The 25,657-nt window shown below is 69.6% G+C and carries 17 protein-coding genes; 10 read left to right on the forward strand and 7 right to left on the reverse strand.

Annotated features, from left to right (window positions below):
- Positions 1 to 6 precede the first annotated feature (6 nt).
- Both DI276_RS20295 and DI276_RS20300 read right to left on the reverse strand, forming a co-directional pair.
- The gene (locus DI276_RS20295; RefSeq protein WP_157984823.1) at positions 7 to 9,330 is read right to left on the reverse strand and encodes an RHS repeat-associated core domain-containing protein; all 9,324 of its coding nucleotides are present in this window, start codon (positions 9,328 to 9,330) and stop codon (positions 7 to 9) included.
- 88 nt (positions 9,331 to 9,418) lie between these two features.
- The gene (locus tag DI276_RS20300; RefSeq protein WP_232836780.1) at positions 9,419 to 9,763 is read right to left on the reverse strand and encodes a hypothetical protein; all 345 of its coding nucleotides are present in this window, start codon (positions 9,761 to 9,763) and stop codon (positions 9,419 to 9,421) included.
- A gap of 53 nt (positions 9,764 to 9,816) precedes the next feature.
- Here DI276_RS20300 and DI276_RS50090 point away from each other — a divergent pair, with 53 nt between their 5' ends.
- On the forward strand, positions 9,817 to 9,981 hold the full coding sequence (locus tag DI276_RS50090; RefSeq protein ID WP_157984824.1) for a hypothetical protein: 165 nt from the start codon (positions 9,817 to 9,819) through the stop codon (positions 9,979 to 9,981).
- A 31-nt stretch (positions 9,982 to 10,012) separates the two neighbouring features.
- Here the strand turns inward: DI276_RS50090 and DI276_RS20305 are convergent, their stop codons facing one another.
- Together DI276_RS20305 and DI276_RS20310 are read right to left on the reverse strand one after the other, a co-directional pair.
- Positions 10,013 to 10,441, reverse strand: coding sequence for a hypothetical protein (locus DI276_RS20305; protein ID WP_157984825.1), 429 nt, complete (start codon positions 10,439 to 10,441; stop codon positions 10,013 to 10,015).
- 5 nt (positions 10,442 to 10,446) lie between these two features.
- A complete protein-coding gene (locus DI276_RS20310) occupies positions 10,447 to 11,238 on the reverse strand; it encodes a hypothetical protein (RefSeq protein ID WP_112265652.1) in 792 nt (263 codons plus the stop codon).
- A gap of 136 nt (positions 11,239 to 11,374) precedes the next feature.
- On the opposite strand from DI276_RS20310, the gene DI276_RS20315 reads away from it, so the two are divergent.
- The 3 genes from DI276_RS20315 to DI276_RS20325 are packed head-to-tail and all read left to right on the forward strand — an operon-like array spanning position 11,375 to position 14,783.
- Positions 11,375 to 12,058 carry an AfsR/SARP family transcriptional regulator gene (locus DI276_RS20315; RefSeq protein WP_112265653.1) on the forward strand — a complete coding sequence of 228 codons (684 nt, stop codon included), beginning with the start codon at positions 11,375 to 11,377 and terminating at the stop codon, positions 12,056 to 12,058.
- Positions 12,058 to 13,197: a protein kinase domain-containing protein gene (locus DI276_RS20320; protein ID WP_112265655.1), complete on the forward strand. Its 1,140-nt coding sequence runs from the start codon at positions 12,058 to 12,060 to the stop codon at positions 13,195 to 13,197. The genes DI276_RS20315 and DI276_RS20320 overlap by 1 nt, the downstream gene beginning before the upstream one ends.
- Positions 13,198 to 13,241: 44 nt before the next feature.
- Positions 13,242 to 14,783 carry an AfsR/SARP family transcriptional regulator gene (locus DI276_RS20325; protein ID WP_112265657.1) on the forward strand — a complete coding sequence of 514 codons (1,542 nt, stop codon included), beginning with the start codon at positions 13,242 to 13,244 and terminating at the stop codon, positions 14,781 to 14,783.
- Positions 14,784 to 14,787: 4 nt separating this feature from the next.
- On the opposite strand, the gene DI276_RS20330 is transcribed toward DI276_RS20325, so the two are convergent.
- Genes DI276_RS20330 through DI276_RS20340 form a run of 3 tightly spaced genes read right to left on the reverse strand, consistent with a single transcriptional unit; the run spans position 14,788 to position 17,677 of the window.
- On the reverse strand, positions 14,788 to 15,432 hold the full coding sequence (locus DI276_RS20330; protein WP_112265659.1) for a winged helix-turn-helix domain-containing protein: 645 nt from the start codon (positions 15,430 to 15,432) through the stop codon (positions 14,788 to 14,790).
- Positions 15,433 to 15,434: 2 nt separating this feature from the next.
- A complete protein-coding gene (locus DI276_RS20335; protein ID WP_112265661.1) occupies positions 15,435 to 16,040 on the reverse strand; it encodes a helix-turn-helix transcriptional regulator in 606 nt (201 codons plus the stop codon).
- Positions 16,040 to 17,677, reverse strand: a complete 1,638-nt coding sequence (locus DI276_RS20340) for an AfsR/SARP family transcriptional regulator (RefSeq protein WP_112265663.1) — start codon at positions 17,675 to 17,677, stop codon at positions 16,040 to 16,042. The genes DI276_RS20335 and DI276_RS20340 overlap by 1 nt, the downstream gene beginning before the upstream one ends.
- A 73-nt stretch (positions 17,678 to 17,750) precedes the next feature.
- Here DI276_RS20340 and DI276_RS20345 point away from each other — a divergent pair, with 73 nt between their 5' ends.
- Genes DI276_RS20345 through DI276_RS20370 form a run of 6 tightly spaced genes read left to right on the forward strand, consistent with a single transcriptional unit; the run spans position 17,751 to position 25,639 of the window.
- Positions 17,751 to 18,407 (forward strand): response regulator transcription factor, encoded by a 657-nt coding sequence (locus DI276_RS20345; RefSeq protein ID WP_112265803.1) that lies wholly within the window; start codon positions 17,751 to 17,753, stop codon positions 18,405 to 18,407.
- On the forward strand, positions 18,404 to 19,645 hold the full coding sequence (locus DI276_RS20350) for a sensor histidine kinase (RefSeq protein ID WP_112265665.1): 1,242 nt from the start codon (positions 18,404 to 18,406) through the stop codon (positions 19,643 to 19,645). The genes DI276_RS20345 and DI276_RS20350 overlap by 4 nt, the downstream gene beginning before the upstream one ends.
- Positions 19,646 to 19,695: 50 nt before the next feature.
- Positions 19,696 to 21,513: a fibronectin type III domain-containing protein gene (locus tag DI276_RS20355; protein WP_112265667.1), complete on the forward strand. Its 1,818-nt coding sequence runs from the start codon at positions 19,696 to 19,698 to the stop codon at positions 21,511 to 21,513.
- On the forward strand, positions 21,510 to 22,469 hold the full coding sequence (locus DI276_RS20360; protein ID WP_232836781.1) for an AAA family ATPase: 960 nt from the start codon (positions 21,510 to 21,512) through the stop codon (positions 22,467 to 22,469). The genes DI276_RS20355 and DI276_RS20360 overlap by 4 nt, the downstream gene beginning before the upstream one ends.
- A 3-nt stretch (positions 22,470 to 22,472) precedes the next feature.
- Positions 22,473 to 23,576, forward strand: coding sequence for a DUF58 domain-containing protein (locus DI276_RS20365; protein WP_112265669.1), 1,104 nt, complete (start codon positions 22,473 to 22,475; stop codon positions 23,574 to 23,576).
- Positions 23,573 to 25,639, forward strand: a complete 2,067-nt coding sequence (locus DI276_RS20370; RefSeq protein WP_157984827.1) for a transglutaminase family protein — start codon at positions 23,573 to 23,575, stop codon at positions 25,637 to 25,639. The genes DI276_RS20365 and DI276_RS20370 overlap by 4 nt, the downstream gene beginning before the upstream one ends.
- Positions 25,640 to 25,657 lie beyond the last annotated feature (18 nt).

Genomic DNA, 25,657 nt, shown 5'->3' on the forward strand with positions numbered 1-25,657 from the left:
CTCTCTCTACTTTGTGTTCTTGATTGGCGCGGGATTTCCCTGGCTGTCGTTGAGCAGCCCGAGGTTGGGCATGCCAAGGGAGTTGCCCCCGGGAGCTCGTGGGTTGTAGAGGACGTTGGGCACGACCTCGTGCCGGTTGATCCCGCCGGGACGGCCGTCCTTGTAGAAGCCCTCGGCGGTCATCTCGAACGCCACCGGAACCGTGCGGTCGCCCGCGTACTGCGGAACCACCTTGTAGTAGACGATCTGGCCGTCTGCGACCGCGTCGGCCGCGCGCTTTTCGAACGCCCGCATGTTGTCCTCGACCCGGCCGTCGCCCCTGACGAAGGTGTTCGCGGCCCGGCTGCAGGTCGCGACGTTCTCGCTCCTGTTCCCCGCACCTCCGAGCACAGCTGCGAGAAGATGACACGAGTTGATCGTCTTGGACGCCGTCACGCCGTAGTTCTGCGATACGTAGTCCTGGGTCCACTTGTAACCCGGACCACGCTTTGCCTTGTTCTCGCCGTGCTTCTTGGTGACACACGCCTCGACACCGGTCGCTCGGTTGCCGTGATCTGCGTCCACCGGCATGTAGTTCGGCGTCGGCAGCGCCTGGCGGCAGTCCCGCCGGTCCCGCTGGTGCTGGTCGGGGATCAGCCGCTGGCGTTCCTGGGTGCCCTCGATCGTTACCACGACAGCCCGGGACGCCGAGGACACGGTGTGCAGGAACTGACCGGCCCGCTTCAGCGCCCGCTGGTAGATCTCGTCCGCGTCGGCCCGTGCGTCGTTGACGACGTCCCGCGCCGTCCCGACCTTCCCGGCCGGTGCCTTCGGTGTGGACGACACCTGTTGGGGCGTCAGCAGGATCGGCTTGGTCGCGCCGGGGTCCACCGCGATCGGCGTGTGCTTGGCCGCGTGTGCGTTGTCGGCACGCGCCTTGTCGGAGATCGCCTTCGCCCTCAGGTAGGCGGCGATCCGCTCGGCCTCGGCGCGGGCCGCGGCGTCGTCCTGCGCGTCGACATCGCCGTCACCATCGGTGTCGTTGCCGGTTTCCGCGTCCGGGAGCGCCCTGGCCCACGGAGAATCGCCGCCACCACCACATTGCTTCGTCCATGCGTGCGTGTCGCAGAACTGCTCGCGCACGGTCGGGTTCTTCGGCAGGTTGAAGAACTTGTCGCACGTCATGCCGTACCGGCCGGTGCACGAGGAGTCGCCCAGCGGCGTCGGCTTGAGCACCTGCCACGCCGCCCAGGCCGGGATCGACGCCCGGCCGATGCCCCACTTCACGCGCTTGCCGATGCCCGACCACCACGACTTCTTGGGAGGCGTGGGGGGCTGCGTCTGACGCGGAGCACACACCTGGTACTTCTTCGGATCACACAGATGGCCGGTGGGATCGGTGTTGGACACCGGGTCTCCGGCGCCGTAGCCGTACCGGTTGGCGTTCACCGCCGAACCACCACTGGTGTCGACGTCGTCCCGGGAGACGAATCCGCCCGTGCCGGGGTCGTACCAGCGTGCGCCCATGTCGACCTGACCGGTCGCCTGGTCGGTCCAGTCGCCCTGGAAGCCGAGCGCGCCGGTGTTGCCGGTCTTCGCGGCCACCTTGCCGAACGGGTCGTACGTGGTCGAGTCCGGCAGCGCGCCGAGCGCGTTGTCGGCGGGGTCGAAACCGCCGACGACATCGCCGTGCGAGTCCGAAAGGGACAGTCGCTTGGTGCCACCGCGGCTGGTCGCCATCAGTTCGTCACGCGGACCGCGGGCGAACGTCTCGGTGCCGTCCGAGACGACCTCGTCGTTCTGGCCCGCGTAGGTGAAGGTCGTGCCGTTGCGGGTGGCCACCCGGTCGAAGCCGTCGTAGGCGTAGGTCTGCGCCCCGTTGGCGATCATCCGGTCGAGCGCGTCGAAGCTGACCTGCTGGGTCTGCGACCCCGTCGTCTTCGACCGCAACGTTCCTCGCGGCGAGTACGCGTAAGTGCTGTCGCCGTCGGACAGAAGCCGGTTCCGCTCGTCGAACGTGGACGACTTCGACCCGATCTTGGTTCGGTTGCCGGCGTCGTCCCACTCGTAGCCGGTGGTCACGCCGCCGACCGTGCTGCTCTTGAGGCGGAGTCCCTTGTCGTAGTCGTAGGTCGTGGTACCGGCACCCGCGACACCCGTCGTGGTCCGGCTGGCGATCGTGTCGGTGAGGTTGTACCCGTACGTCGTCGACGCGACCGTGGCGTTGGCGGAGTTCGTCAGGACGTCCGAGCTCAGTCTGCCGAAGTCGTCGTAGCCGAGGGTGCGCTTGCGGCTCGCGCCGAAGTCGATCGTCTTGACCGCTCCGGTGTTGTCGTAGCCGAACTTCTGGCCCGCGCCGGTGAGGCCGTCGACCACGGTGTCCAGCCGGCCCTTGTCGTAGCCGTACGTCGCGGTTCCGGCGGCGTCCTTGCGGCTGACGACGCTGCCGTCCTCGTCGTATCGGTACTCCGCGACCCCACCGGGACCTGCCGTGGTGAGGAGGTGCCCGCGGTCGTCGTACGTGTAGGTGTTCGTGCCACCCACCGCGCTCACCGACCTGAGCCGGCTGGACAGGTCGTAGCCGTACGTCGTCGTCGCGGTCTGCACCTCGGCACCCGTACCGGTTTCGGACTTGGGCCGGTTCGCCGCGTCGTAGTCCCGTTTGGTGACAACGCCTCCCGGCGCCGTCAGCTGGACGGGGTTGCCGTTCTCGTCGTAGCTCGTCGTCCAGGTCCGGTCCGCGGCACCGGGATGCGCCGAGGTCGGCGGGTCGATCGTGGACTCGGGCAGGCCGAGGGTGTTGTACGTGGTGATCGTCGAGTTGCCGCGGCCGTCGGTGTAGCGGGTCCGGTTGCCGGCCGCGTCCACACCGTACGAGCTGGTGATGGACCTGTTGTCGGCCACCGGTTCCACCTGGTTGACCAGCTGGTTGGCCGAGTTGTAGGTGTAGGTCCGCACGGTCTGGTTCGGGTCCGTGACGGTGATCAGGTTCCCGGCCGGGTCATAGCCGTAGGTCGTGCTCCGCAACGTCGACCCGTCGGCCTTCAGCACGTTGTCCGCGGTCCGCTGACCGAACAGGTCGTAGACCACCTGGGAGGTGCGGCCCTGTGCGTCGACAGCGCGGACGGTGCGTCCGGCGAAGTCGTACCCGTACTGGAACGGCACGCCGTTCGGGTCGACCGACTTGGTGACCTGGTCGAGCGTGTCGAACGTGTAGGTGGTCGTCGCTTGCTTCGGCGAGACCTCGCTGACCACGTTGCCGGCGTCGTCGAAGCCGACCCTGCTGGTGAACGCGCCCGCGACCGGGGTGCGCTCGATCGAGGTGGCCGTCACCTGGCGGTCGAGGTCGTCGTAGGTGGCCTCGGTCCTGATCCCGGTCGCGTCCACAATGGACATGACCTGCCCGGACCGGGTGTAGCCGAACGTCGTGACGGCACGCTCGTCGTTGGTCGCAGCAGGGGTGTCGACCTTCGCGACCCGGTTCAGCTGGTCGTAGGTGGTCCGCGTGATGTTGCCGCGCGGGTCCTTCATCTCGACGATGTTGCTGTTGCCGTCGTACTTGGTGAAGGTCGTCGGCGTGGCGGCCTGCGTCGCACCGGGTGCCCGGTAGGACGGCTTGACCGAGCTCGTCGTCCGGCCGTTGCGGTCGTAGGTCGTGCGCGAGATGTTGCCCAGCTCGTCCTTGTAGTCGGTGATCTCGCCGAACGTGTTGTACCCGGTCGTCGCGGTCGGCGTGACCGTGCTCGCCGGCTGGCCGCCGCTCTCCACGGACAGCGGTGCCGCGGTCGAGGTGATCAACTGGCCGATTTCGTCGTAGGTCAGCCGTGCGGTGAACGCGTTCGGGTCGGCCCCGGTGACGTTGCCGCGGGGGTTGACGGTCGACGTTGCCAGCCCTCGCTGGTCGTACCTCGTCTTGGTGACCCTGGAAACCGTGCCGTTGGCGACGCTCTCCTGGACGAGGTTGTCGGCGTCGTCGTAGTCGTAGGTCACCTGCTCCTGGTTGTTGCCGGTGACCCAGGGGACGTTCGACGGCTTGCCGGTGGTCGTGACGGTCTTGACGTTCCCGTTGCCGTCGTAGGTGAACGACGTGCTGCGCATCAGGCCGTTCGGGTCCACTGTGGACGTCAGGACGCGGCCCAGCCTGTCGTAGGTGCTGGCCTTGACGGTCTTGCCGTTGTTCCTGGCCTGCTTGATCGGGTTGCCGGCGGCGTCGTAGGTGTTGTCCTCCAGCACGTAGTCACGGGTGGTGCCGTCCGGGTTGCGGAACTTCTTGAGCACGGCCTTGGAGAGCAGGCCGTCGTCGAAGTACTGGAACTCCGTGCGTCGCCCCATCGCGTCGGTCTCGCTGGCGAGCCGGCCCGCGAAGTCGTAGCTGAACGCCTTGAGCACCAGGTGGTCACCGGTCGACGGAGCGGGAGTGCCTTCCGGGTCACTGCGCCAGTCCCGCAGCCGGACCTCGGCGAGCGCGTTGCGCGCGGTGTACGCGTAGTCGTACCGGTTGCCGTTCGGGTCCGTCGTGGACGTGATGTTGCCGAAGGCGTCGTAGTCGAAGGTGGTCCGGCCGCCTTCCGGGTCCGTGGTGGTGATCGCACGGCCGTGGTCGTCGAAGGTCGACGAGGTGGTGCGGATCTCGTCGTTGCCCAGTGCGTCGGCCTCCTCGACCGACACGACGTTGCCGTCCGGGTCGTAGGTGTTGATGATCCGCTTCTGGTGCTTGACGTTCGTGACCGCGTTCGTGGTGCCCGGCAAGGTCGTGGTGCGCAACCGGGACATGCCGTCGTAGCTGTAGGTGGTCACCACACCGGCGGGGTAGCTGTCGGAGATGTCCTTCTTGGAGATCATCCGGCCGATCGAGTCGTAGGTGTACTCGGTCGAGCGCCCGGACGGCTCGGTCACCCGCGCCAGGTCGCCGTTGGCGAAGTAGTTGTACTTCGTGATCTTGCCGCGGGCGTTGGTGACCGAGTCGACGAGCCCGGCGGGCTGGGTACCACCGCCGACCGCGCCTTCACTGCCCGTCGTGTACCGGTACGAGGTCTGCGCTCCGTCAGGCGTCGTCTGCGTCGCGAGCTGACCGCTCGAGTGGTACGTGTACTGGGTCCGGTAGGTGGTGTCCGTCGCGCTCGCCGAACGCGCGTCCCTGCTCTCGGTCGGCAGGTTGTTGCGCGGGTCGTAGAGGTTGGTGACCGTTGCCGGGTAGGACTTGTACGACGTCTGGCACTGGTTGGCGTCGGTGTCGCGGCAGGTCTTCGTCGAGGTGACGTTGCCGCGGGCGTCGTACGTCATCGTGGTCGGGTTGCCGTTCTCGTCCCGGACCGTGGTGAGCACGCCGTCGTCGTTGTACTCGAACGTGCGGATGCTGACACCGTCCACTCCGTACCGGACGAACACGGGTCCGCCGGAGTCGTCGGGGATGACGGTGCAGAACGCCGGGTCGTTGGCGTCCGGCTGGGTGCACTGCCGCACGGGAGCCGGCGGGGTCTCGGTGGGCTCGCCCGGCTTGTCCTCCGGCCGTGCCTCCATGCCCAGCGGCTGGCCGAGGCGCAGCAGTTGCCCGCTGATCGCGTCGAACTCGTACAGGCTGGTGCGGTTGCCCGGGTCGAGCACCTCGACGCTGCGGCGCAGGTCGGTGTCGCCGCCGTAAACCGTTGGGGCGCCGACCTTCCACACACCGCCGTTCTCGTCGGTGTACTGCTTGACGCGGTCACGCCCGACGTCGTACGTGGCGAGTGCGTCGACCCGGCCACTGGGCAGGGTGACCTTGCTCAGCAGGTCGGCCTGCGCGGTCGCGGCCTTGTAGTGGGCCAGGACCGAGGCCGGGCCGAGCGGGCCGGAGTAGATCGCGACCTCGTCGATCAGGCCGTCGTAGGACCGCTGGGCCGTCGTGCCCCACTCGGGCCACGAGCCGGGAGTGCTCGCGTAGGCGGCACCGATCTGGTTGAACGTCAGCAGGGTGTGGTCGATCGTCTTGCCGGTCAGCTCACCGACCTTCACCCCGTCCAGGTACAGCGTCTGGGTCGACCCCATCGACGACAGCACCACGTGGTGCCACTTCCCCACCTCGTTGACCGGGGTGGACGTGGTGATCGGGTTGATCGAGCCGGTCCCGAACTGGCCGCGCAGCTTGCCGTCCCTGCCGACGTACAGCACCGGGACACCGGTGGTGCTCGCCGAGCCCAGCGCCTTGTCCTGGTAGCCGATCAGCGGACCGCCGGAGCCGGTGATCGAGTTCTTGAACCACAGCTCGATCGCGCCGTCCCTGCTCTTCTTCACCGTGCCCTTGGGCAGGTCCACTGTGGACGTCGTGCCGTTGAAGGACGCGGCGGTGTCGGTCGTGCCGGCGAACTGGCCGGCGGCGCCCAGGGTGACGTTCTTGTAGGTGCCGGTGTCCTTGCCGAGGTTGACCGCGACCTCGCTCGCCGCCGCGGTGCCCTCGTCCTCACCCAGCCGCCAGTACGACTCCGGCCGCGAGTCGAGCACGGAGCTGCGGTAGTGCGAACCGGCGCCGTACTCGTAGTTCGTGCAGCCCGGCGTCGGTCCGCACACCTTGTTCAGCAGGTCGCCGGTGTAGCTGTAGGACCAGCTCAGCGCGGCGCCGTCGACCGGGTCGGTGTCGACCTTGGTGACGTGGTTGCCGGTCCAGGTGAAGGTGAGCGACCGCCCGGCGGTGTTGGTCTGGCTGTTGGCCACCTGCGCCTTGCGGAGCTTGCCGTCCTGGTAGGTCAGCACGACCGACCGGTTGGACACGTCGGTGATCTTCGACAGCTTGCCTGTCAGCGCGAACTGGTAGGTCGTGCCGGACTTGTCCAGCAGCTTCCACGACGTGGCGTCCTGCGTCAGCGAGGCAGTCCGGCCGCCCGGCGCGACATAGGTTCCGTTGGCGTTGCGTCCGAATCGGACGGTCTGCCCGTCCGGGTAGGTCACGACGACGCTGCCGGAGCCGTCGTCGTCGGGCACGACCTTCATGTCGAAGACGGTGGTCCAGCCCGCGCCGAACAGACCGTCCCTGCGCGGGTCGATGCTGTTGTACGTCCTGGCCACCGACAACTGCGGCCCGGCCGTGCCCACGGTCGCGTCGACCGCGGAGGTGGTGAAGTTGCCGGTCTGCGGGTCGAAGTCCTGCTCCTGCATGCCGTTGGGGGAAGACGACACACGAGCGGTGATCTCGGGCTGCGGCACGTTCGCGAGCAGCACCGAGTACGGCGACGGCACCTCGGTGGTGGCGTCCTTCACGAACGCGCGCCACATGTACGCCTTGGTCCAGCTGAGCGTGCCGGAGGGAACCGGCCAAGCGGTCTTTGTCCCGTAACCGGAGTTCGTGCAGTTGATCGGCTTGCCGGCCGCGTCCCGTTCGCAGATCTCGAACTTGAACTGCAGCGTCGAGCTCGGCGGCGCGTCGACGTCCAGCGCTCTGGCCCACAGCTGCGGGGTCAGCGTCGGCGCCTGGTATCCGTTGGGCGGGAACAGTTCCTGCAGCACCGGCGGGATGTCGAAGACCTGCAGCACGATCCGGCCGGGCGGGACCTGGTGGTCGGTGAACACCGGTCCGCCGGTCTTGACCATGGTGAAGTCGAGGAAGTACTTGCCCGGCGGCATCGCTTTGATGGTCGCGTCGAGCGTCACCTTGCCGTTGCGCTGAACCGTGGTGGTCAGGTTCGCCGCGCGCTGCTGCCCGAACGCACTGCCGTCGGCCTTGTACGCGCGGTACGCCAGGTAGTAGTCACCGGGAGCCCAGGCCGCGGCGCTCTTGTTGGTGACCTGGATCTTGACCTTGCCGTTCTGGTTCTGCAGCACCGGCGGGTTCGGCCGCGGGTCGGTCAGCTTGTAGGTCGCGTTGTACGGGCTGTGCGTGACGTAGAGCTTCGGCGGGTTCGCGGTGCCGCGGTCGGTGAACTTCTTGGCACCGGCGCCGCGGATCGACAGGCCGAAGTTGGACTGCTCCCCGTTCACCCAGCGCTGCACCAGATCGCGGCCCGCGCCCCCGAGGTTGAACAGCTCGCCGGCGCGAGGGCAGGCCGACGACGACTGTCCGAACGCGATGTAGCCGTGCGCGAACGACTTGCTGGCCAACGCACCGCCGACCGCCGGCCCCGGATACGTCCCTGAGCCCGACGACCAGTTCTCCGTCACCGGATGAATGCTGACCGGGCGCGGCTGACAGGACTCGGCCTCGAAGTTCACCAGCCACAGCTGGGCACCGAAGATCGTGTGGTACTGCAACCGGTTGACCAGGTCGCCGAACTTGATGTACGCGTTGGCGTTCGCCCCGATCGCGAGCTCACCGGAACCGGCCGATCCCGCGGTCATGCTGGCGTCCGCCGATCCACTGCTCACCGGCAGTGCGACGGTGGGGTCGACCGCGACCGGGAACGCGCGGCTCGGATCCTTCAGCCAGGCGGCGTCTGCGGTCAGTTCGAGCGCGCCCTGCACCAGCCGGTAGGACACGGCCTTCGACACCGCTCCCTTGGCGTCGACCATGTCACCGGCCGGGATGACCGCGCGCGGCGCGCCCTTCTCGTCCTTGAAGACGACCTGGCCGTTGTCGATCTGCGGCGTAAGCCCCTTGAGGCGCAACGGGAACATGAAGCTCGTCGGTGCATTGGGCCCGGCCAGCACAAGGGTTTCCTTGACTCCGCCCGGCCTGGATTCGAGTTTGAGATCTACGTTGGGCGCAACCTGCGGGTACACGATCGTGGCGCCGTCGACCTTCGGCGTGGACGCTGCGGCACCAGCCAGCGCGTACGACACGGAATGATCGTTGTCGACGGTCAGCGTGACCAGATCGGGCGCGTCGGCCTTCTGCGCGAAGCGCATGCCCACTTCGTCCGCCGCGTTTCGCCACCCGTTGCCCTGGTCGTCCACCAGGTTCGGGTCGATCGGCGTCCAGGCGCCGTCCTTGCCGCGGAAGTTGAGCTTGGAGGAGGAGAACTCGGTCGTCTCCGTGCCATCGGGGTTGCGGTAGACCCGTTCGTACTCCGAGCGCCTGTTCGGCTGCTCCTCGCTGGCCTTCTCGTCGAACCCCGTGACTTCGGTTCGCGGTGGCTCAGCTTCGGTGATCGTGTTGTCGACCTGCTGATCCCAGGTCTGCTTGGGGTAACGACTCCGCACGCTGGCGGGCAGCGTCCGGTTCTCCGGTCTGCCCTCGAAATGTCTGGCCCCGCCATCGGCTGAGCCCCACACCTGCCCAGGCCCGTGCAAGGCCGCGTACGCGTTCCACTGCCCGCCCGTGACCGAGTCACCGGTGGTCGCCGTCATCACCATGAGGACCGCGAAGCCGCCTGCGGCGACTTTCACGAATCCACTGGGCAACAAGAAGAAGAAGAAGCCGAAAATGCCAGCCTTGCGTCTGCGCACGTGGTCCCCTCGGATGAACACGAACACTCCGATGACTTCTCTGGCGGTCCGGAGCCCTGCGGCGGGCGCGCCGCAGGGCTCCGGGCCCTCACCACCAGCCGGAGCAGCGGCGAGTGAGGCTGTCGCAGAGGCGGAACGAGATCTTGCTGACGTCGCTGTAGCTGCCCGAGTAGGACGAGTTCTTCACGACCCCGTCCTCACGCCGCTGCAGGTACGTGTGCGACGGCAAGTCCGACGGCCCGTTGGTCCACCACTTGCCGTCGTAGTCGTTGCCGTCCCACACCCACGACTTGCACAGCGGCAGGTCGCCGCCTTCCGGCCCCTGCAAATCGCCGCACTGCTGAGCAGCCGACGCGGGCGAGGCAAGCAGAATGCCCGCACTCGCGATGGTGGCGACCGTGATTCCAATCTTCCTGACAGCGCCGAGAAGCACGACGAATCCCCATTTTTGCCGGGCGACACGAATCATCGACTGTCCCCAGTTCCATGATCGTCGCAGGTCAGGCGACCCGCGCCGCCAACGTAGAAACCGCCGCTGACACTTCGCTGACAGGTGACAGCCGTCACATCAACCGGTCGGAAACAACCTTAATGTTGAGTGACCAAAATGAAAACAACCCGCAAACACAAAATGACGAGCGCTCTTTGTGAGCGCTCGTCAGCTTTTGTCTCAGCGGCTGTGCTAGGCCTCCCTGCGGCGCTGCCGGCGCTGCTGCAGCTCAACCCCCAGGCACCGCCCCATGAGCCCGCCGAACAGCCCGGCCGCGAGACCACCCGCCAGGGCGGCCGGCAGCACGTCGACGACCACAGCCGGAATCGCTCCCGCCACCAGTGCCGCGGAGATCCCACCGATGCCGCCTGCCTTGGCGCTGCTCATCGGCTCACGCCGCGGCGGCTCGAAGTCGAAGTCCTCGTCGAACTCCTCGTCGAAGTCGTCAGCGAAGTCGTCAGCGTCTTCGAAAGCATCGACCGGCGAGTCCACCTCGGACTGCCAGACCTCCTCCGGCAGCACCACGTAGTAGGAGTCGTAGGACGGCTCGGTGTCTTCGGCGAACTCGTCCTCCACCGCGGCGGACCCGTACTCGTCGAACGACAGTCGCTTCGTGGGCATGCCGCTCACCCGCTGTGCGCCGACGCCGACACCGAGATGGTGACCTTCTGGCCGGACTTGGTCTTGCTGGTGTGCACCTTCAGCCGCTTCTCCATGTCCGGTGAGGTCTTCACCGTCAGCACGGGCTCGACCGGCGGCTTGGGCTTCGGCTTCGCCTTCTTCTCCTCCTTCTTCTGCTGCTGGACCTTCTTGACCTCGCTCTTCTTCTTCTCGTAGTCCTTCTTCGCCTCGTCCAGCTGCTTCTCTGCGTGCTTGACCTTCTTCTTCGCCTCGGTGGCCTCGGACTTCGCCTTCTTCAGCGCCTCATCCGTCGGCGAGGGCTTCTTGACGGGCTTCGCGGGCGCCGAGGGTGACGCGTGCACGGCGACCGAGCCCTGCCCCGCCCGGCTGACCTGCACCTGGGCGCTCGAGACGGACGACGGCCCCGCGTCCGCAGGTGGCGTCTCGACCTTGACGGCGGCCACGACCGGTCGCTGCACCACCTGCTTCTGCACCACCGGCGGCACAACACGCTGCTGCACGACGGGCTGCGGAACCGCCGGCTCCGCCTGTACAACGGGCTCCACAACCGGTTCCGCAACGGGGGCCGCCTGCGCAACGGGCTTCGGCGCCGGGGCCGGTGCGGGCGTCGTCGGCTTGGGCGTGACGGGCGCCGACTGCGCCGCCGGCTTGTGCTCCGGCTTCTTGTCGTCCTCCCCCGCGAGCGCGCCCACCGCCGACGCCCCGAGCGCGGCCGTCATCAGTCCCGCGACGCCGTACAGCGCCGCACGCTTCAGGTTGCTGCCCGACTCTTCCATGACTCCCTCGTTTCGGTAGATGCCTGACGAGGACGGTCACACCGGCCGGTGCAGAAGGGGTGCAACGCGAATGAACCGCTCCTGCACACCCCTGCTTTAGCGTCGCCAAGGCAATGAGGTGAGGGAGGTGACGGAAATGCTGTTCCGCGTGCTGGGACCGCTCGAAGTCGTCCACGTGGACGGCCGCAAGGCCGACATCCCGGCCGGGACGTCGGAACACGTCCTGACGGCGTTGTTGTTGCGCCCCAACAACTGGGTGAGCGCAGAGAACCTCGCCGAGGCCGTGTGGCCGGACCGGACCTCCTCCTCTCCGGCCGAGGAGCTGTGGCCGCACGTGCACGACCTGTGCCGGCGCACACCGCTGTTCGGCGAGACGTCGGCACGAATCGAGAGCATGGGCGGCAAGTACCGGCTCAACATCGCCGAGGGCGAGCTGGACAGCATCGTCTTCGAGCGGCTGGTCCACAACGGACGGACGCTGCTGCCCACCGACCCGGAGATGGCCGCCCGCTGCTTCCGCGCCGCGGCCGGCCTGTGGCGCGGCACGCCGTTCGCGGCGCTGAACACCTACCACAGCCGGGCGGAAACGGACCGGCTGACGCGGTTGCGGTGGGCAGCGTTGGACCACCTCGTGGACGCAATGATGGCGTTGGACCACACCGCCGGCTCGGTGACGCTGCTGCAGGCGCTCACCGCGGAGGACCCGAAACGCGAACGCACCTGGCTGCGTCTGGTCGAGGTGCTGACCCACGCCGGCCGGTCGATCGAGGCCGCGGCGGCATCGCGCAACGCAGCCCGCGTGGCACAGAGGAGCGCGTGATGAGCGACGACTTCGACCTCATCGGCACCGGCCCCGTGGCAACGGTCTACGGCGGCATGTACCTGGCGCTCAAGGCTTATCCGCCGGTGGACGAGCGGGTGCTCGACGCGTTCGACCGCGAACAGGCGGCGCTGGCCGCGGTGCGCGACGAGGCGCCGATCCTGCCGGTCGACGAGGTGGTGCGGCTGGGCGACGGCAATCCCGCGCTGCAGATGGAACTGTGCTCGGCCTCGCTGGCCGGACTGGTGAACGACAGCGGCGCGCTGCTCCCGCCCGACGCACTGGCGGTGGGTCACGCGGTCGCCACGGCCGTCGCCGCGGCACACGGTGCCGGTGTCGTCCACGGTGGACTGACGCCGAACAACGTGCTGTTCCACCCGTCCGGCGCGCCGGTGGTGGCCGACTTCGGCACCGCCCTGCGCCGCGCGTTCCGGCCGGCCGCGACCGAGTACACCGCACCGGAAACCCGGCGCGACGGCACGATGGACGAACGGTCCGACCTGTACGGGATCGGCGGTGTGCTGCACCTCGCCCTCACGGGTCTCCCTCCCGGCGCTGGCGAGCTGGAGGGCCCGGCCGAGCTGGTGAAGCTGGTGCGCCGCCTGCTCGCCGAGGACCCGGCGGACCGCCCGTCGACGGCGGGCGTCGTCGTCCGGCAGCTCGCCGAAATGCTGGAACCCCAACCAGAACCCGCCGAGCCCGAGACCGAACCCGAGACCGAGGACGTTCCCGAGAAGCGCAGGCATCTTCGCGCCAGGACCGTGGTCATCGGCATCGCCGCCACCGTCACCGCGCTCGTCACCGTGCCGAACCTCGTCCACGACCAGCCGGCCACCCCGCGCTCGGCAGCGTCCACGGCGTCCACCACCACGAGCCCGGCGAACCCGGTGACCCTCAACGATCCGGTCGACGGCGGCACCCATGTCGACCTGGCCTGGCAGGCCCCGGACGGTCTCACGTTCGCCGTCGTCGTGGCGGCCGAGAACCAGAAACCGCAGGTGCTCATGGCCCGCAACCGCTCGCTGCGCGTCCCGGTGGAGGCCGCTGGCAAGTACTGCTTCCTCGTCCAGGCCACCGATGGAGCAAACGTGCTGGAAACCCCGCCCAAGCCGATCCGCGGGGCGACCTGCAAGAACTGACGGTGTCATCAAATCCTCATGGTCCCCCTGTGACAGTTCGAACTGTGACGGAGACCGGGGGTGCGAAGATGCTGTTCCGCGTGCTGGGGCCGCTGGAGACGCGAGTGCTGGACGAGAACCGGCGGGTGGCGCGCAAGCCCGCCGCACTGCTGGCGACGCTGCTGTTGCACAGGGGCGAGTGGGTCGACTGCAACCGGCTGATCGAGGCGATCTGGCCCGACCGGGTGCCGCCGCGCTCGGCGCTGTCGAACATCAAGAGCTACGTCTGGCAGATCCGCCACGACCTGCTCCCGGAGAACGGCCCGCGAGTCGAGGCGCGGACGGGCGCGTACCGGCTCTGCGCGGAGGCCGACGAGGTGGACGTCGAGTGCTTCCGGCAACGCACCGCCGAGGCGCGAACGGCCATGGCGCAAGGAGATGCGCAGAAAGCAGTGCACCTCCTGGAGACCGCGGCGGCGCTGTGGCGCGGCACGCCGTTCGGCGAACTGCCGGACGAGGTCATCGCACCGGTGGTGGCGGAGCTGGAGGAACTGCGCTGGGAGGTCCGCGAGACGCTGGCCGACGCGTTGCTCGCCGTGCGGCGCCATCGCGAGGCGATCGCCCTGCTGCGCGACCTGACCGCGGCGGACCCGTTGCGCGAAGGACCGTGGGCCCGGCTGGTGCTGGCCCTGGTCCGCACGGGCCGCCGCAGCGAGGCGTTGGCGACGTACGACGACGCACGGCGGGTGCTCGCCGACGAGCTGGGAGTCGATCCCGGTCGAGCTCTCGCGGAAGCCCACCGGCACGCCCTCGCAGAAGAGCCCGCCACCCAACGCGTCCGCAGCGACCTGCCCAGGGACGTGCCCGACTTCACCGGACGCACCAACGAAATGGCGAGGCTGACCGAGCTGAGCCGGTCGTCCGCGACCAGCGTGCCGGTGGTCGTGCTCGACGGGGTGCCAGGCGTCGGGAAGACCGCGTTCGCGGTGCACGCCGCCCACCGGATCGCCGGGGCGTTTCCGGACGGCCAGCTGTTCGTGGACCTCGCACCCGACGGTGAACCACTCGGTGCGGACGTGCTGCTGGCCCGGCTGCTGCGAGCCGCCGGCGTGCGCGACATCCCGGACACCGTCGCGGAACGAGCGGCGGCCTGGCGTGCCCACCTGGCCGGACGACGGATGCTGCTGGTGCTGGACGGCGCGGCGAGCAGCGACCAGGTCCGCCCGCTGCTGCCCGGCCGCCCCGGCTGCCTGGTCGTGATCACCGCTCGCACCCGTGTCCTCCGCCTGGACGCGATCGAGCCGATGACGTTGACACCGCTGCCCGCGGCACAGACCGCCACGTTGTTCGGAGCTGTGGCGTCCGCCGACGTCGTCCGCGAAGTAGTCCGCCGCACGGGCGGTCTGCCCGCCGCCGTCCGCGCGGCCACGGCCCTGTTCCACGCGTGTCCACAGTGGACTCCGAAGCAGTTCGCCGCCCGTCTCGGGGAGCTGCACGCGATCACCGCCAGGCCGGATGGCGGTCTGGACGCCCGAGCGATCGATCGCGCCCTGGAGCAACTGGCCGACCACGTGACACCGGCACTGCGCGAACTCACCGCAGTCTGACCAGTCAACTGCAGCGGTAGCCGACACCGCGCACGGTCTGCACCACGGCAGGAGGACCGAGTTTCTGCCGCAGCGCGGTGATGACGACGTCCAGCACGTTCGACGCCGGCCGCACCTCCGCGTCCCACGCCGCCGCGATCAGGTCGTCGCGGCGCACCGGTCGTCCGCCCGCGGCCACCAGGCGTTCCAGCACCACGAACTCCTTGACCGTCAACCGAAGCGCCCGCCCTGCGCGCGTGGCGGTGCGCCGGCCGAGATCCAGTTCCACGTCGCCGTGGCGCAGCACCGGCGGTGGCGCGACCGCGTTCAGCCGGCACAGGCTGCGCACCCGTGCGATGAGCTCCGGCATGGCGAACGGCTTGACCAGGTAGTCGTCGCCGTAGGGCAGGCCCTCGACCGGGTTGTCGATGCCGGTCAGGAACAGCACCGGCGCCCCGCAACCGTCCTGCCGGCGTTGCTTCACGTAGTCCAGCGCGTCCCCGGACGGCAGGACGCGATCGAAGATCACGCAGTCGTACGTGTTCACGAACAGCGCTTCGTCGGCCTCCGGCAGGTCGGAGGCGGCGTCGACGGCGAAACCCGCGCCACGCAACGAGGTTTCCACCGCGAGCCGGGTGTCCTCGTCGTCTTCGGTCAGCAGGACGCGCACGATCAGCCGACGCGGTCGAGCAACCAGCCGCGGTCGGCTGCCTTGGCCCCTGCCTGGAACCGGCTGCGCGCACCGAGCCGGTCCATCAGCTGGGACACCGTGCGGCGCACCGTGCGGACGGAGATGTTGAGCTTCGCCGCGGCCGCCTCGTCGGTGCAGCCCGCGAACAGCAGCATGAGCAGCTCGCGTTCCCGGTCCGTCACCTCCCCGGCGGACGTCTCGACCGGCGCGGTGAACGGCACCGCGGCCTGCCACATGCGCCCGAACAGCTCGACCGCGGTCGTGACGACGCTGGCCAGCTCGAACGCGGCGACCGAGTCGCGTTCGGCGGGCAGCACGGTCAGCGCGCGGTCGACGATCAGCGCGTCCAGGGGAACCTTCGGCAGGGTCCTGACCTCCGCCCCGGCCAGCGCCAAAGCGCCCAGCCGAGCGGAGACACCGTGCGCGGTGCGGGCGCGGTCGGGCACGAGGACCCGGTAGCGCACACCTCGGCGCAGGTTGTCGTGGTCGACCTGACCGAACAGCGCCGACCGACTCGCCAACGACCTGGCGATCATCACCTCGCTGCTGGCCGACGCCACTTTCGCTGCCACCCCAACGACACTCATCACGCACTCCTCAAGCGGCCGATGGGGACCGCACGCCCGGCCAGTTCCCGCATGAGCGGGTGACTGCGGTAACGGCTGGTCGCCGGTGTGTCCAGCAGATGCTGGTCGACGAGTTCCTCCAGCAGCGCACGGGCTTCCTCCCAGCAGACGCCGAGGTGGTCCGCCGCCAGCGCGCAGTCGAACTCCTGGGGCAGCGCACCGATCGCGCGGAACGCCCGCTGCACCGCAGCACCATGGAGGTGAGACGTGAGCCCCTCCGACAACCGTCCCGGTTCAGCGCACCAGGACACCAGTTCCGCAGAGGTCCACAAAGGACGACTGGCCAGCCGTGCGGCTGCGGCGAGCAGCGCGCTGGGCAGGCCGCCACAAGCCGACACGACGGCAGCGGGCGCCGCCCGGTCACCGGCCGCGCGCCACAGCAGCACCGCGGACTCCGCGCGGCACAACGGTTTCAACGAGATCCGCGTCTCACCGGGCAGGCGCCACCCGCGCTGCCGCGTCGTGATCAGCACGGCGCTGTGGCCGTCGCCGGGCAGCAGTGGCAGCACCTGTCGCGCGTCACCGGCGTCGTCGAGCACGAGCAGCACCCGTCGCCAGGCCAGCTCCGACCGCCACAGCGCACCCAGTTCGTCCACATCCGCGGGAACACCGGAAACCCCGAGCCCGCGCAGCATCCTGGCCAGCGCGTCGCCAACGGAGACCGCACCCGCGCGCAGGTTCACGAACAGCTGCCCGTCAGGGAAATCGCTGGCCAACTGGTGCGCCGCGTGCACGGCGAACGCCGTCTTGCCGACACCGCTCATCCCGTCGACCACCACGAGCGCACCCCGCCGCGCCAGGGCGAGCTCCTGAGTCCTGCCAACGAAAACCGGCACGTCGCGAGGCAGCTCCCGGCGGGGACGCGCCGCACCGTCGGCGAGCGCGCCGGCCAGCTCGGGACCGGGTTCCACACCGAGCTCGGCGGCGAGCACCGCCCGCGCGGCACGGTGGGCCGCGACCGCCTCACCACGCCGGCCCGCCGCGTTCAGCGTCCGCACGAGCAGCGTCCAGGCGTTCTCGCGCAACGGATCCTGCCTGGTCAGCTCGCGCAAGGTGGTGATCGCCTCGCTGCGCCTGCCGGACGCGAGCTGCACCTCGGCGAGGCTCTCCTCGATGTCCTGGCGCAGTTCGTCCAGCCGACCGGCGGCCGCGCACGCCTCGTCCAGCGCCAAGCCCTCGAACGGCCTGCCCCGCCACAACGCGAGCGCGTCCTCCAGCAGTCCGGCCGCCGTCAGGTGGTCACCGGCCTCGATCGCGGCCCGTGCGGTCGCCGCCAGCTCGGCGGCCCGGTCGGAGTCGAGCTCGCCCCGGCCGACCCGCAGCCGGTACGCGCCGGGACGGGCCTCGATGCGGTTCCCGGCGCCGAACGGCGGCAGCGCGCGCCGCAACTGGGACACGTACGTCTTCAGGTTCGCCTTCGCCGCCGCGGGCGCGGCATGTTCCTGCCACGTCGCGCTGACGAGGTCTTCTGTGCGCACCCAGCGGTTAGGGTGCAGGAGAAGCACCCCCAGCACCGTCCCGGCCTTGCGGGTGCCGAGATCGACGACCGCACCGGCGGAGGAGTGCGTCTCGAGTGGGCCGAGCACGTGGAAGATCATCGAATTGCACCCCTCTTCGTCACCACAAGAGCATTTGACGACACTGCCGCCGGGAGGGGTCCCGGCGCGCGTGCTGATCGTGGAGGACTACGAGGACACGCGCGTCGCACTCGTCGTCGAGCTGGAGGCTGCGGGCTTCCACGTCGACGACGTGGCGGACATCGCGGGCGCCGACCGAGCGCTGACCGGCACCGACTACGACTGCGTGGTGTTCGACCGGCTGTTGCCCGACGGCGACTCGATCACGTACGTGCACCGCAGGCGCAAGGAGGGCTGGGCCACGCCGGTGTTGTTCCTGACCCAGCTGGACAGCGTCACCGACCGGGTGGCCGGGTTCGACCACGGCGGTGACGACTACGTGGTCAAGCCGTGCGACCTGGCCGTGGTGACCGCGCGCGTCCAGGCGCTGTGCCGCAGGGCCGGCCGTGCTCGCCCGTCCGTGCTGCGCCACGCGGACCTCGAGGTCGACTGCGCGCGCCGGGAGACGCGCCGGGCCGGGGTGCTGCTCACCCTGAGCCACAAGGAGTTCGCCGTGCTCGAACACCTCGTCGCGCGGGCGGGCACGACCGTGACCAGGGCGGAGTTGATCGAGCACTGCTGGGACACCAGCACCGACCCGATGTCCAACGTCGTCGACAAGGTCGTCAAACGACTGCGGCAGAAGCTGCTCGAACCGGAGCTGATCCACACCGTGCGCGGTGTCGGGTTCCGCCTGGAGAGCCAGCGGTGACAACCGGGGCCGCGGCGCGGCTGCGCGGACTGAGGTGGCTGCTCACCGGACTCTTCACCGCGTTGAACGCGGCCGGGGTGCTGCTCGTCGCGTGGCTCATGCTCGACCTCGACGAGCAGAAGGGCGAACAGGCGCTCGACGCCGACCTGCGCAGGGTTCCCCCGCTGGTGGTGCGGCAGCTGGCGTTCACGGGCGACAAGCTCAACACGAGCGCGCTCTTCGGTGACTCGATCACGGTCGAGTGCCCGCAGTTCGCCGTGCTCCCCGCCGGCGACGGACGGTTCGACCCGTATCTGAGCGGTGCGCCCTGTGTGGACGTCGATCTGGCCGTGCTGAGCGAACTTGCCGCTGACGCGGTGCATGCGCGTGTGCCGCAGAGCGCCTATGTGCGCGCGGTGGACGGCAAACTCGTCCGGGTCTACGCACAGCCGTTCATCAGTGCGAACGGCCCGTACGTCGGCGCGGTCGTCGCACACGTTGACGCGCAACAGGAAAAAGACCGCCACGACCGGCGTGTGCTGCTCGTGGCACTGGGCTGCGTGATCCTCATCGGCGCACTCGGCGGCACCGGCCACGTCCTCTCCAAGCTCGCGATCAGGCCCGCGGCCATCGCGCTCGAACAGCACGAGGAGATGCTCAACGGAATCGCGCACGACCTGAGGAGGCCGGTCACCGGGCTGCGTGCGCTCGCGGACACCGCGATGCGCAATCCGGGGAGCATGGGCAAGGTGTTGCCGCGCATCGTGCGGCTGGCCAAGCGGATGGGCGGGATCGTCGGCACGCAGCTGATGCACGCCAAGTTCGAGGCCGGCGTGCAGCAGCTCGCCATCCAGTCGGTGCAGCTCGACCAGCTAGTCTCCGCCGTCGTCGAGGACATCCCCGCGGACGGCGCCCGCATCACCTTCACCGCCGCGCCGACGAGGGTGGACGCCGATCCGGACATGATCGGTCGCGCGGTCGAGAACCTGATCGGCAACGCCATCCAGCACGGCCACCTGCCGGACGCCGCCGCCGTCGTGCACGTCAGCGTCGGCAACGGCCGGGTCGTGGTCGCCGACGAGGGACCGGGGCTGGATCCCGCGGCCGCGCAGCAGGCGCTCCAGCGGTTCAGCAGCACCGGTGGGTCGACGGGGCTGGGCCTCTACCTGGTGCAACGGATCGTGCACGCGCACGGCGGCACGCTCGGGATCTACCGGTCCGCGACCGGCGGGGCGATCTTCGAGATCGCGTTTTCGTGAATGTACCGATGCCGAATGTTTTGTGTACCGGCGTCAATAACCTTCGCCGTGTGAGTGAGCGCAAGCACTCCCGCTGGCCACTGCTGGGCCTCGTCATCGCCGTCGTCGCCACCGCGACGCTGGTGCTGACGGGTGCCGCGAAGCAGGTGCCCGGCCTCGAGTTCATCCCGTCCGGGCACTGGATCGCGAACCCCGACCTCGGTCTGGTGGTCCGCGTGGACGGCGGGACCAAGAAGCCCGACGCGCAGGTGTCCGTGCCCGTCACGCCCGGCAGCCAGGTCGTGCAGGACGGGACCCGCGGCTACGTCGTCGGCAAGGACGACGTGACGATCTTCGGCAAGTCGACTCTGTCGGTGGAGGCGACGGTGCCCGCGCCCGTGAAGGGCGAGCGGCCGGTGACGATCGAGACCGCGGGCGGGGCCTACTCGGTCTTCCGGCAGAGCGGCCAGATCGTGCGCCTCGGCCTGGAGCCGAAGGTGATGTCCGCCGAGGGCCCGGTCGGGCCGCCGGTCACGACCAGCGACGGCACGGTGTGGGTGCACCGCACGGACTCCGGGAAGATCTGCAAGATCGCACGGGGTGCCGGCGCGCTCGACTGTTCTGCCGCCGCGCAGCCAGGACACGCCGGCAGCCTCACCGTCAGCAGCGGCAAGGTCGTGTTCGTCGACACCACCGCCGACACGATGAGCGTGGTCGAGGCGAAGGGCCTTGGCGCCGCCGTCAAGCTCGGCGTCGACGCGCCGCCGAACGCTCGGATCGCTCCAGTGGACGCCGCAGGCAGGCTGGCGGTGCTCGATCCGTCCGCGAACCGCATGCACCTCGTGGAAGCCCGCGTCGACGAGAAGGGCGCCCTCGCCCAACAACGTCCTGCCGCGACGACCGTGCCGCTTCCGGCCGGTGAGTACGACGGGCCGTCGGTCAGTGGTGAGTCCATCGTGCTGCTCGACCACAAGAACAACTCGGTGCGCACCTACGACGTCGAGGGCCGCCAGAAGCAGTCCACGGCGATCCCCGCGGAGAAGGGCAAGCCCGAGATCGTCCGCGGCGAGGACGCCCGCGTGTACGTCGACGGCGGCGAGGGCAAGCACGTCGTGGTCGTGGACAAGCACGGTTCCCTGCAACAGGTTCCCGTCATCGGCGCGAAGCCGGAGGAGCCGAAGCAGCCGGCACCGCCGCAAGCCCAGCCCCAGCCTCAGGGGGACAAGCCGGTGGCGCCGCCGAACACGGTCAAGCCGGTGCCACCGCCCGTGCGCACCAACCAGCCCAAGCCGCCGCCCCCGCCGCCGATTCCGGTGACCCCGCCCGGCATGCCGCAGAACCTCGCCATCGCCATCACGACGAAGCAGGTCGACGCGACGGTGACGTGGGGTGCGGCGCCCGCCAACGGCGCACCGGTGACGGCGTATCACATCTCGTGGCAGAGCGAGGGCGGCCGATCCGGCTCGGCCTCGGTGCCCGGCGGCACGCTGTCCTATGTGGTCAAAGGCATCTGGCAGGGCACGGACCACCCGTTCACGGTCACCGTGGTCGCGCAGAACAGCGCGGGCCGGGGAGCGCCGGCGACGGCCCGCCAGGCGCCGCCACCGAGCACGAAGAAGATCAGTCTCAGCAAGGGCGCGCTCGCACCGGAGTGCGGCCGGCCGGACTGCTACTGGATGCACATCGTCATGACCGGCTTCGAGGCGGAGACGCGGTACAAGGTCGACCCGCACTCGTCCGACTCCGGCTACTCGAACCCCGGCCACAGCCTCACGACCGATGAGCAGGGTTCCGCGGTGCTCGACGCCTTCTACTACCACGGCGCCGGCCACACCGTGTGGGTCACGGCCGACGGCGTGCGATCGAATCCCCTGAGGTGGACGGAATGAACCAGATGCGTGCGGCCGCGGTGTTCTCGGCGATCTCCGCCAACGTCCAGCTCGTGGTGAGGGGCAAGCCGGACGTCGTGCGGCTGGCGATCGTCGCGCTGCTCGCCGAAGGGCACCTGCTCGTCGAGGACGTGCCGGGACTGGGCAAGACGACGCTCGCGCGGTGCCTCGCGCGCAGCATCGGTGGGAGCTGGAGCCGCATCCAGTTCACCCCCGACCTGCTGCCCGGCGACATCACCGGCGTGACCGTCTACCACCAGAAGGACGAGCAGTTCACCTTCCACCCCGGCGCGGTCTTCGCGAACGTCGTCGTGGCCGACGAGATCAACCGCGGCACGCCGAAGACCCAGGCGGCGATGCTCGAGGTGATGTCGGAGCGCCACGTCACCGTCGACGGGGTGTCGCACGAGGTGCCGTCGCCGTTTCTCGTGGTGGCAACGCAGAACCCCATCGAGATGGAGGGCACCTACCGGCTGCCGGAAGCGCAGCTCGACCGGTTCCTGCTGCGGCTGTCGGTCGGCTATCCGGACCTCGCCGACGAGGTGTCGATCATCATGAACAACTGCACCGGCATGGACGCCGACCGGCTGCACCCCGTGGTCCAGATCGCCGAGCTGGTGGAGGCGATCAACGAGGTGCGCGGGCTGTTCGTCGACGGGGCGATCTGCGAGTACGCGGCCAGGATCTGTGCCGCGACCCGGCTGCACGCGTCGGTGCGGTTCGGTGCGAGCCCACGCGGCAGCATCGCGCTGGTGCGGGCAGCGCAGGCACTGGCGGCGACCGCGGGTCGTTCGTTCGTGACCGCCGACGACATCAAATACGTTGCCGTGCCGGCGCTTGCGCATCGGCTCGTGCTCACCGCGGAGGCCGAGCTGAAGCAGCGGTCCGCCGCGGACGTCGTCGCGGAGGTGCTCGCGACCACGCCGGCACCGACGATGAGCGCCGCGGGCCGCTAGATCATGCGACTGACCTTGCGGGGCACCGCGGTGCTCGTCGTGTCGCTGTTCCTTGGCGCAGCCGGGTTCTGGGGGCGCTACCCGTTGTTCCTGCTGCTGGCTGCGGCCGGGCTGGTCGCGGTGGTGGCCGCGGTGCTCGTGACGTTCCGGCGCGTGGGCGTCGAGGTGACGCGGGACGTGTACCCGGACCGGGTCGAGCGGGGTTCGCAGGCGTTGGGAAAGCTGAAGGTGCACAACAGTTCCGCTCGGTGGCAACGCGGGTTCCTCGCGCTCGACACCGCTGGTGGGTTCGAACGCGCGGTCCAGGTGCACGGCCTGGCACCGGGCGCCTCGCGGCCGTACGACTACCACCTGCCGACGCCGGTGCGCGGACGGATGCCGGTCGGTCCGCTGACGTTGTCCCGCACCGATCCGTTCGGCTTGGCGCGCAACAGTTTGACCGTCGGCGACACGGTGACGCTGTGGGTGCACCCGCGCTCGTACCCCGCGTTGGCGCGCACTGGCGGCTTCCCGCGCCACCACCATGAAGGCCGGGCGAACGAGCACCTGCGCGGTTCGCTCGATCTTCGTGAGCTGCGCGAGTACCAGCCGGGCGACGAGGTGCGCGACATCCACTGGAAGGCGACCGCGCGCACCGGCACGTTGATGGTCAAGGAATCCGCCGATCCGGACCAGCCGCGGCTCACCGTCGTGCTCGACACCCGCGCCTCCGTTTTCGCTTTCGAGGAGGCGGTGGACGTCGCCGCCTCACTGCTGCGGTCCGCCGCGCTCGCCGGGCACCACGCCAGGTTGCTGACGTCGTGCGGCACGGACCTCGCGACGGCGGGCGGACCGTTGGCGGCACGGCAGTTGCTCGACCAGCTCTGCTTGGTGCAGCAGGGAAACGCGGGCACGCTGTGGTCGACAGTCCGGCACCAGGGAGGCTGCCTGGCCGTGGTGACGTCCGGGACGGCTGACGTCTCCGAGCTCTCCGGGCTCCGCTCCCGGTACTCCTCGATCTTCCTGCTCGCTCTCGCACCGAATGCCGGTCACGTTCCGGGTGTTCGAGTGCTGGCCGCCGCTGATGCCACCGCGGTGGTGGCGCTGTGGAACGAGGTGCGGACGTGAAGCTGCCCGTCGCGCTGGTAGTCCTCGCCGCCACCGTGGCCGGACTGTGCTTCGCGCCGGTTTTCGGTGTGGGTGCGCTGCTTCCGGTCATCGCGGTCGTCGCGGTGGTGACCGCTGTTGCCGCATTGCTGTGCCAGTCACTTGTTTCGTGGCGCCCACTCGTCGTCACGCTCGCCGGACTGCTGGCCGTCGTGGAAGTGCTGCTGTTCCCGACGACCGTCGCCGGACTCCCCACGTTGACGACGCTCACCCAGCTCGCGGAGGGCGCCACCGAGTCCTGGCAGCTCACCCTGCAGTCGACGTGGCCGGCCCGGCCAGAAGCGGGGCTCATGCTGTTCGTGCCGCTGCTCGTGGTGCCGGCGTGCGTGTTCGGCCTGGAAATCGTGCTGCGCCTGCAGAAACCGGTGTTGGCACTGGTGCCCAGCTTCCTCGTCGTCGTGCTGAGCCAACTGTTCGGTGCTCTCACCGGACTGGCCGCCGTGGTGGCCGCGCTCTCCTACGTCGCCGTGGCCGCAATCCTGTTCGTGGTCACCCGCCCGTCGGACGAACACCAGTCAGCGCAGGCGTTCCTGCCCGCGCCGCTGGTGGTCACCGCGGTCGTGGTGGTGATCGGCCTGCTCGTGCCGATGCCCGGCCCCGCGTACTCGCTCAAGCAGGACCAGCTCGTGCCGGTGTCCGCCAGGATGACCAGTCCGCTCGACGAGGTCGGCCACCGGCACGCGCGTCCGGACGCGCCGGTGTTCAGCGTGCGGCCGTCGTGCGACGAGTGCGTGCCCGACCGGTGGCCGATCGTCGTGCTCGACACCTACGACGGCGTCACCTGGGCGCCGGGCAGCCGGTACCGCAGGCTCGGCACCGAGCTCGAACCGCCCGATCTCCACGTTCCGGTGCAGCGCAGGGACGCCGTGATCAGCCTGCGCGAACCGGAAACGAGGTGGCTGCCGAGCCAGACCTGGCCGGCCGCCGTGCGCGGAGCCGACCCGCTGGTCGAGGAAACCGAGGGCAGCCTGCTCGCCGAGAGTCCACTGAGGACGGACGTCGGCTACGGGCTCAGCTGGTGGGAGCCGACGGTCGGCGGATCGCTCGACGGTTTCGCGATCGATCCCCGCCGGGGCGGCCTCGGGGGCATCGGCTCACCGCCGCCCGGCGTCACCGAGCTCGCGGCCGGGGCGGTCAAGGGCGTCCGCTCCAGCTTCACGTCGGCGTTGCAGCTCGAAAGGTTCCTCCGGGAGAACTACCGGCGGGTGGACGGCCCTGGCGGCCACAGCTGGCCGCAGCTGCGCCGGTTCCTGCTGGACACCAAGGAAGGCACGAGCGAGCAGTTCGCCGCCGCGTACGTGGTGCTGGCGAGGACGCTCGGCATCCCGGCCCGCCTGGTCGTCGGTTACCGCACCCCGGAACGCAAATCCGGCGGCGAGTACGTCGTGCACAACGGCGACGTGCTGGTGTGGCCAGAGGTGGCGGTCGCCGGCGTCGGCTGGGTACCGCTGGACCCGGCCGGTGCGGCACCACGCGGCGCCGGCAAGGACAACGGCCTGACCGCCGCGACCCAGAACGCTCGGGACCAACTGCCGCCTGCCCCGGTGGACCCGCCGGTGGCGCCGGGCACGTCCGCTCCGGCCGATGCCGAGCACCAGCCGTTCCCGCTGCTCACCACGCTGATCACGGTCGCGGCACTCGTGCTCGCCTGGCTCGCCGGGGTGCCGGGTGCGAAGTGGGTCAGAGCCCGCCTGCGGCGCCGTCAGCCGGGAAGTGCCGCCGTGCACGGCGCGTGGCTGGAGGCGCGCGACCGGCTGCGCGAGCATCGAGTGCGACACACGGCGGGAATGACGCCGTTGGAGATGGCCGCGGCCGCAGCGGAAGCGGGCCTACCGGCCACCGCGAACGGCATGCGCACACTGGCGTCCACAATGGACATCGCAATGTGGTCCGGCACCGCCCCCGGTCCGCACCTCGGCGACCACGCCTGGGCCGCAGTGCGAGAGGTCCGGCGCGGCCTCCGTCAACGCGGACTGCCGGCCCGCGTACGAGCCGCCGTGGACCCGCGCACCCTGAAGGCCTAGTGGCGCAACCCAGAACTT

Source organism: Lentzea terrae (genome assembly GCF_003265345.1).
In the GTDB taxonomy this organism is placed as follows: Bacteria; Actinomycetota; Actinomycetes; order Mycobacteriales; family Pseudonocardiaceae; genus Lentzea; species Lentzea terrae.

Coding starts and splice junctions, on each gene's coding strand:
- DI276_RS50090 (WP_157984824.1), top strand. CDS start 9,817: ATGATCGTCGCAGGTCAGGCGACCCGCGCCGCCAACGTAGAAACCGCC.
- DI276_RS20305 (WP_157984825.1), bottom strand. CDS start 10,441: ATGCCCACGAAGCGACTGTCGTTCGACGAGTACGGGTCCGCCGCGGTG.
- DI276_RS20310 (WP_112265652.1), bottom strand. CDS start 11,238: ATGGAAGAGTCGGGCAGCAACCTGAAGCGTGCGGCGCTGTACGGCGTC.
- DI276_RS20315 (WP_112265653.1), top strand. CDS start 11,375: ATGCTGTTCCGCGTGCTGGGACCGCTCGAAGTCGTCCACGTGGACGGC.
- DI276_RS20320 (WP_112265655.1), top strand. CDS start 12,058: ATGAGCGACGACTTCGACCTCATCGGCACCGGCCCCGTGGCAACGGTC.
- DI276_RS20335 (WP_112265661.1), bottom strand. CDS start 16,040: ATGAGTGTCGTTGGGGTGGCAGCGAAAGTGGCGTCGGCCAGCAGCGAG.
- DI276_RS20340 (WP_112265663.1), bottom strand. CDS start 17,677: ATGATCTTCCACGTGCTCGGCCCACTCGAGACGCACTCCTCCGCCGGT.
- DI276_RS20360 (WP_232836781.1), top strand. CDS start 21,510: ATGAACCAGATGCGTGCGGCCGCGGTGTTCTCGGCGATCTCCGCCAAC.
- DI276_RS20365 (WP_112265669.1), top strand. CDS start 22,473: ATGCGACTGACCTTGCGGGGCACCGCGGTGCTCGTCGTGTCGCTGTTC.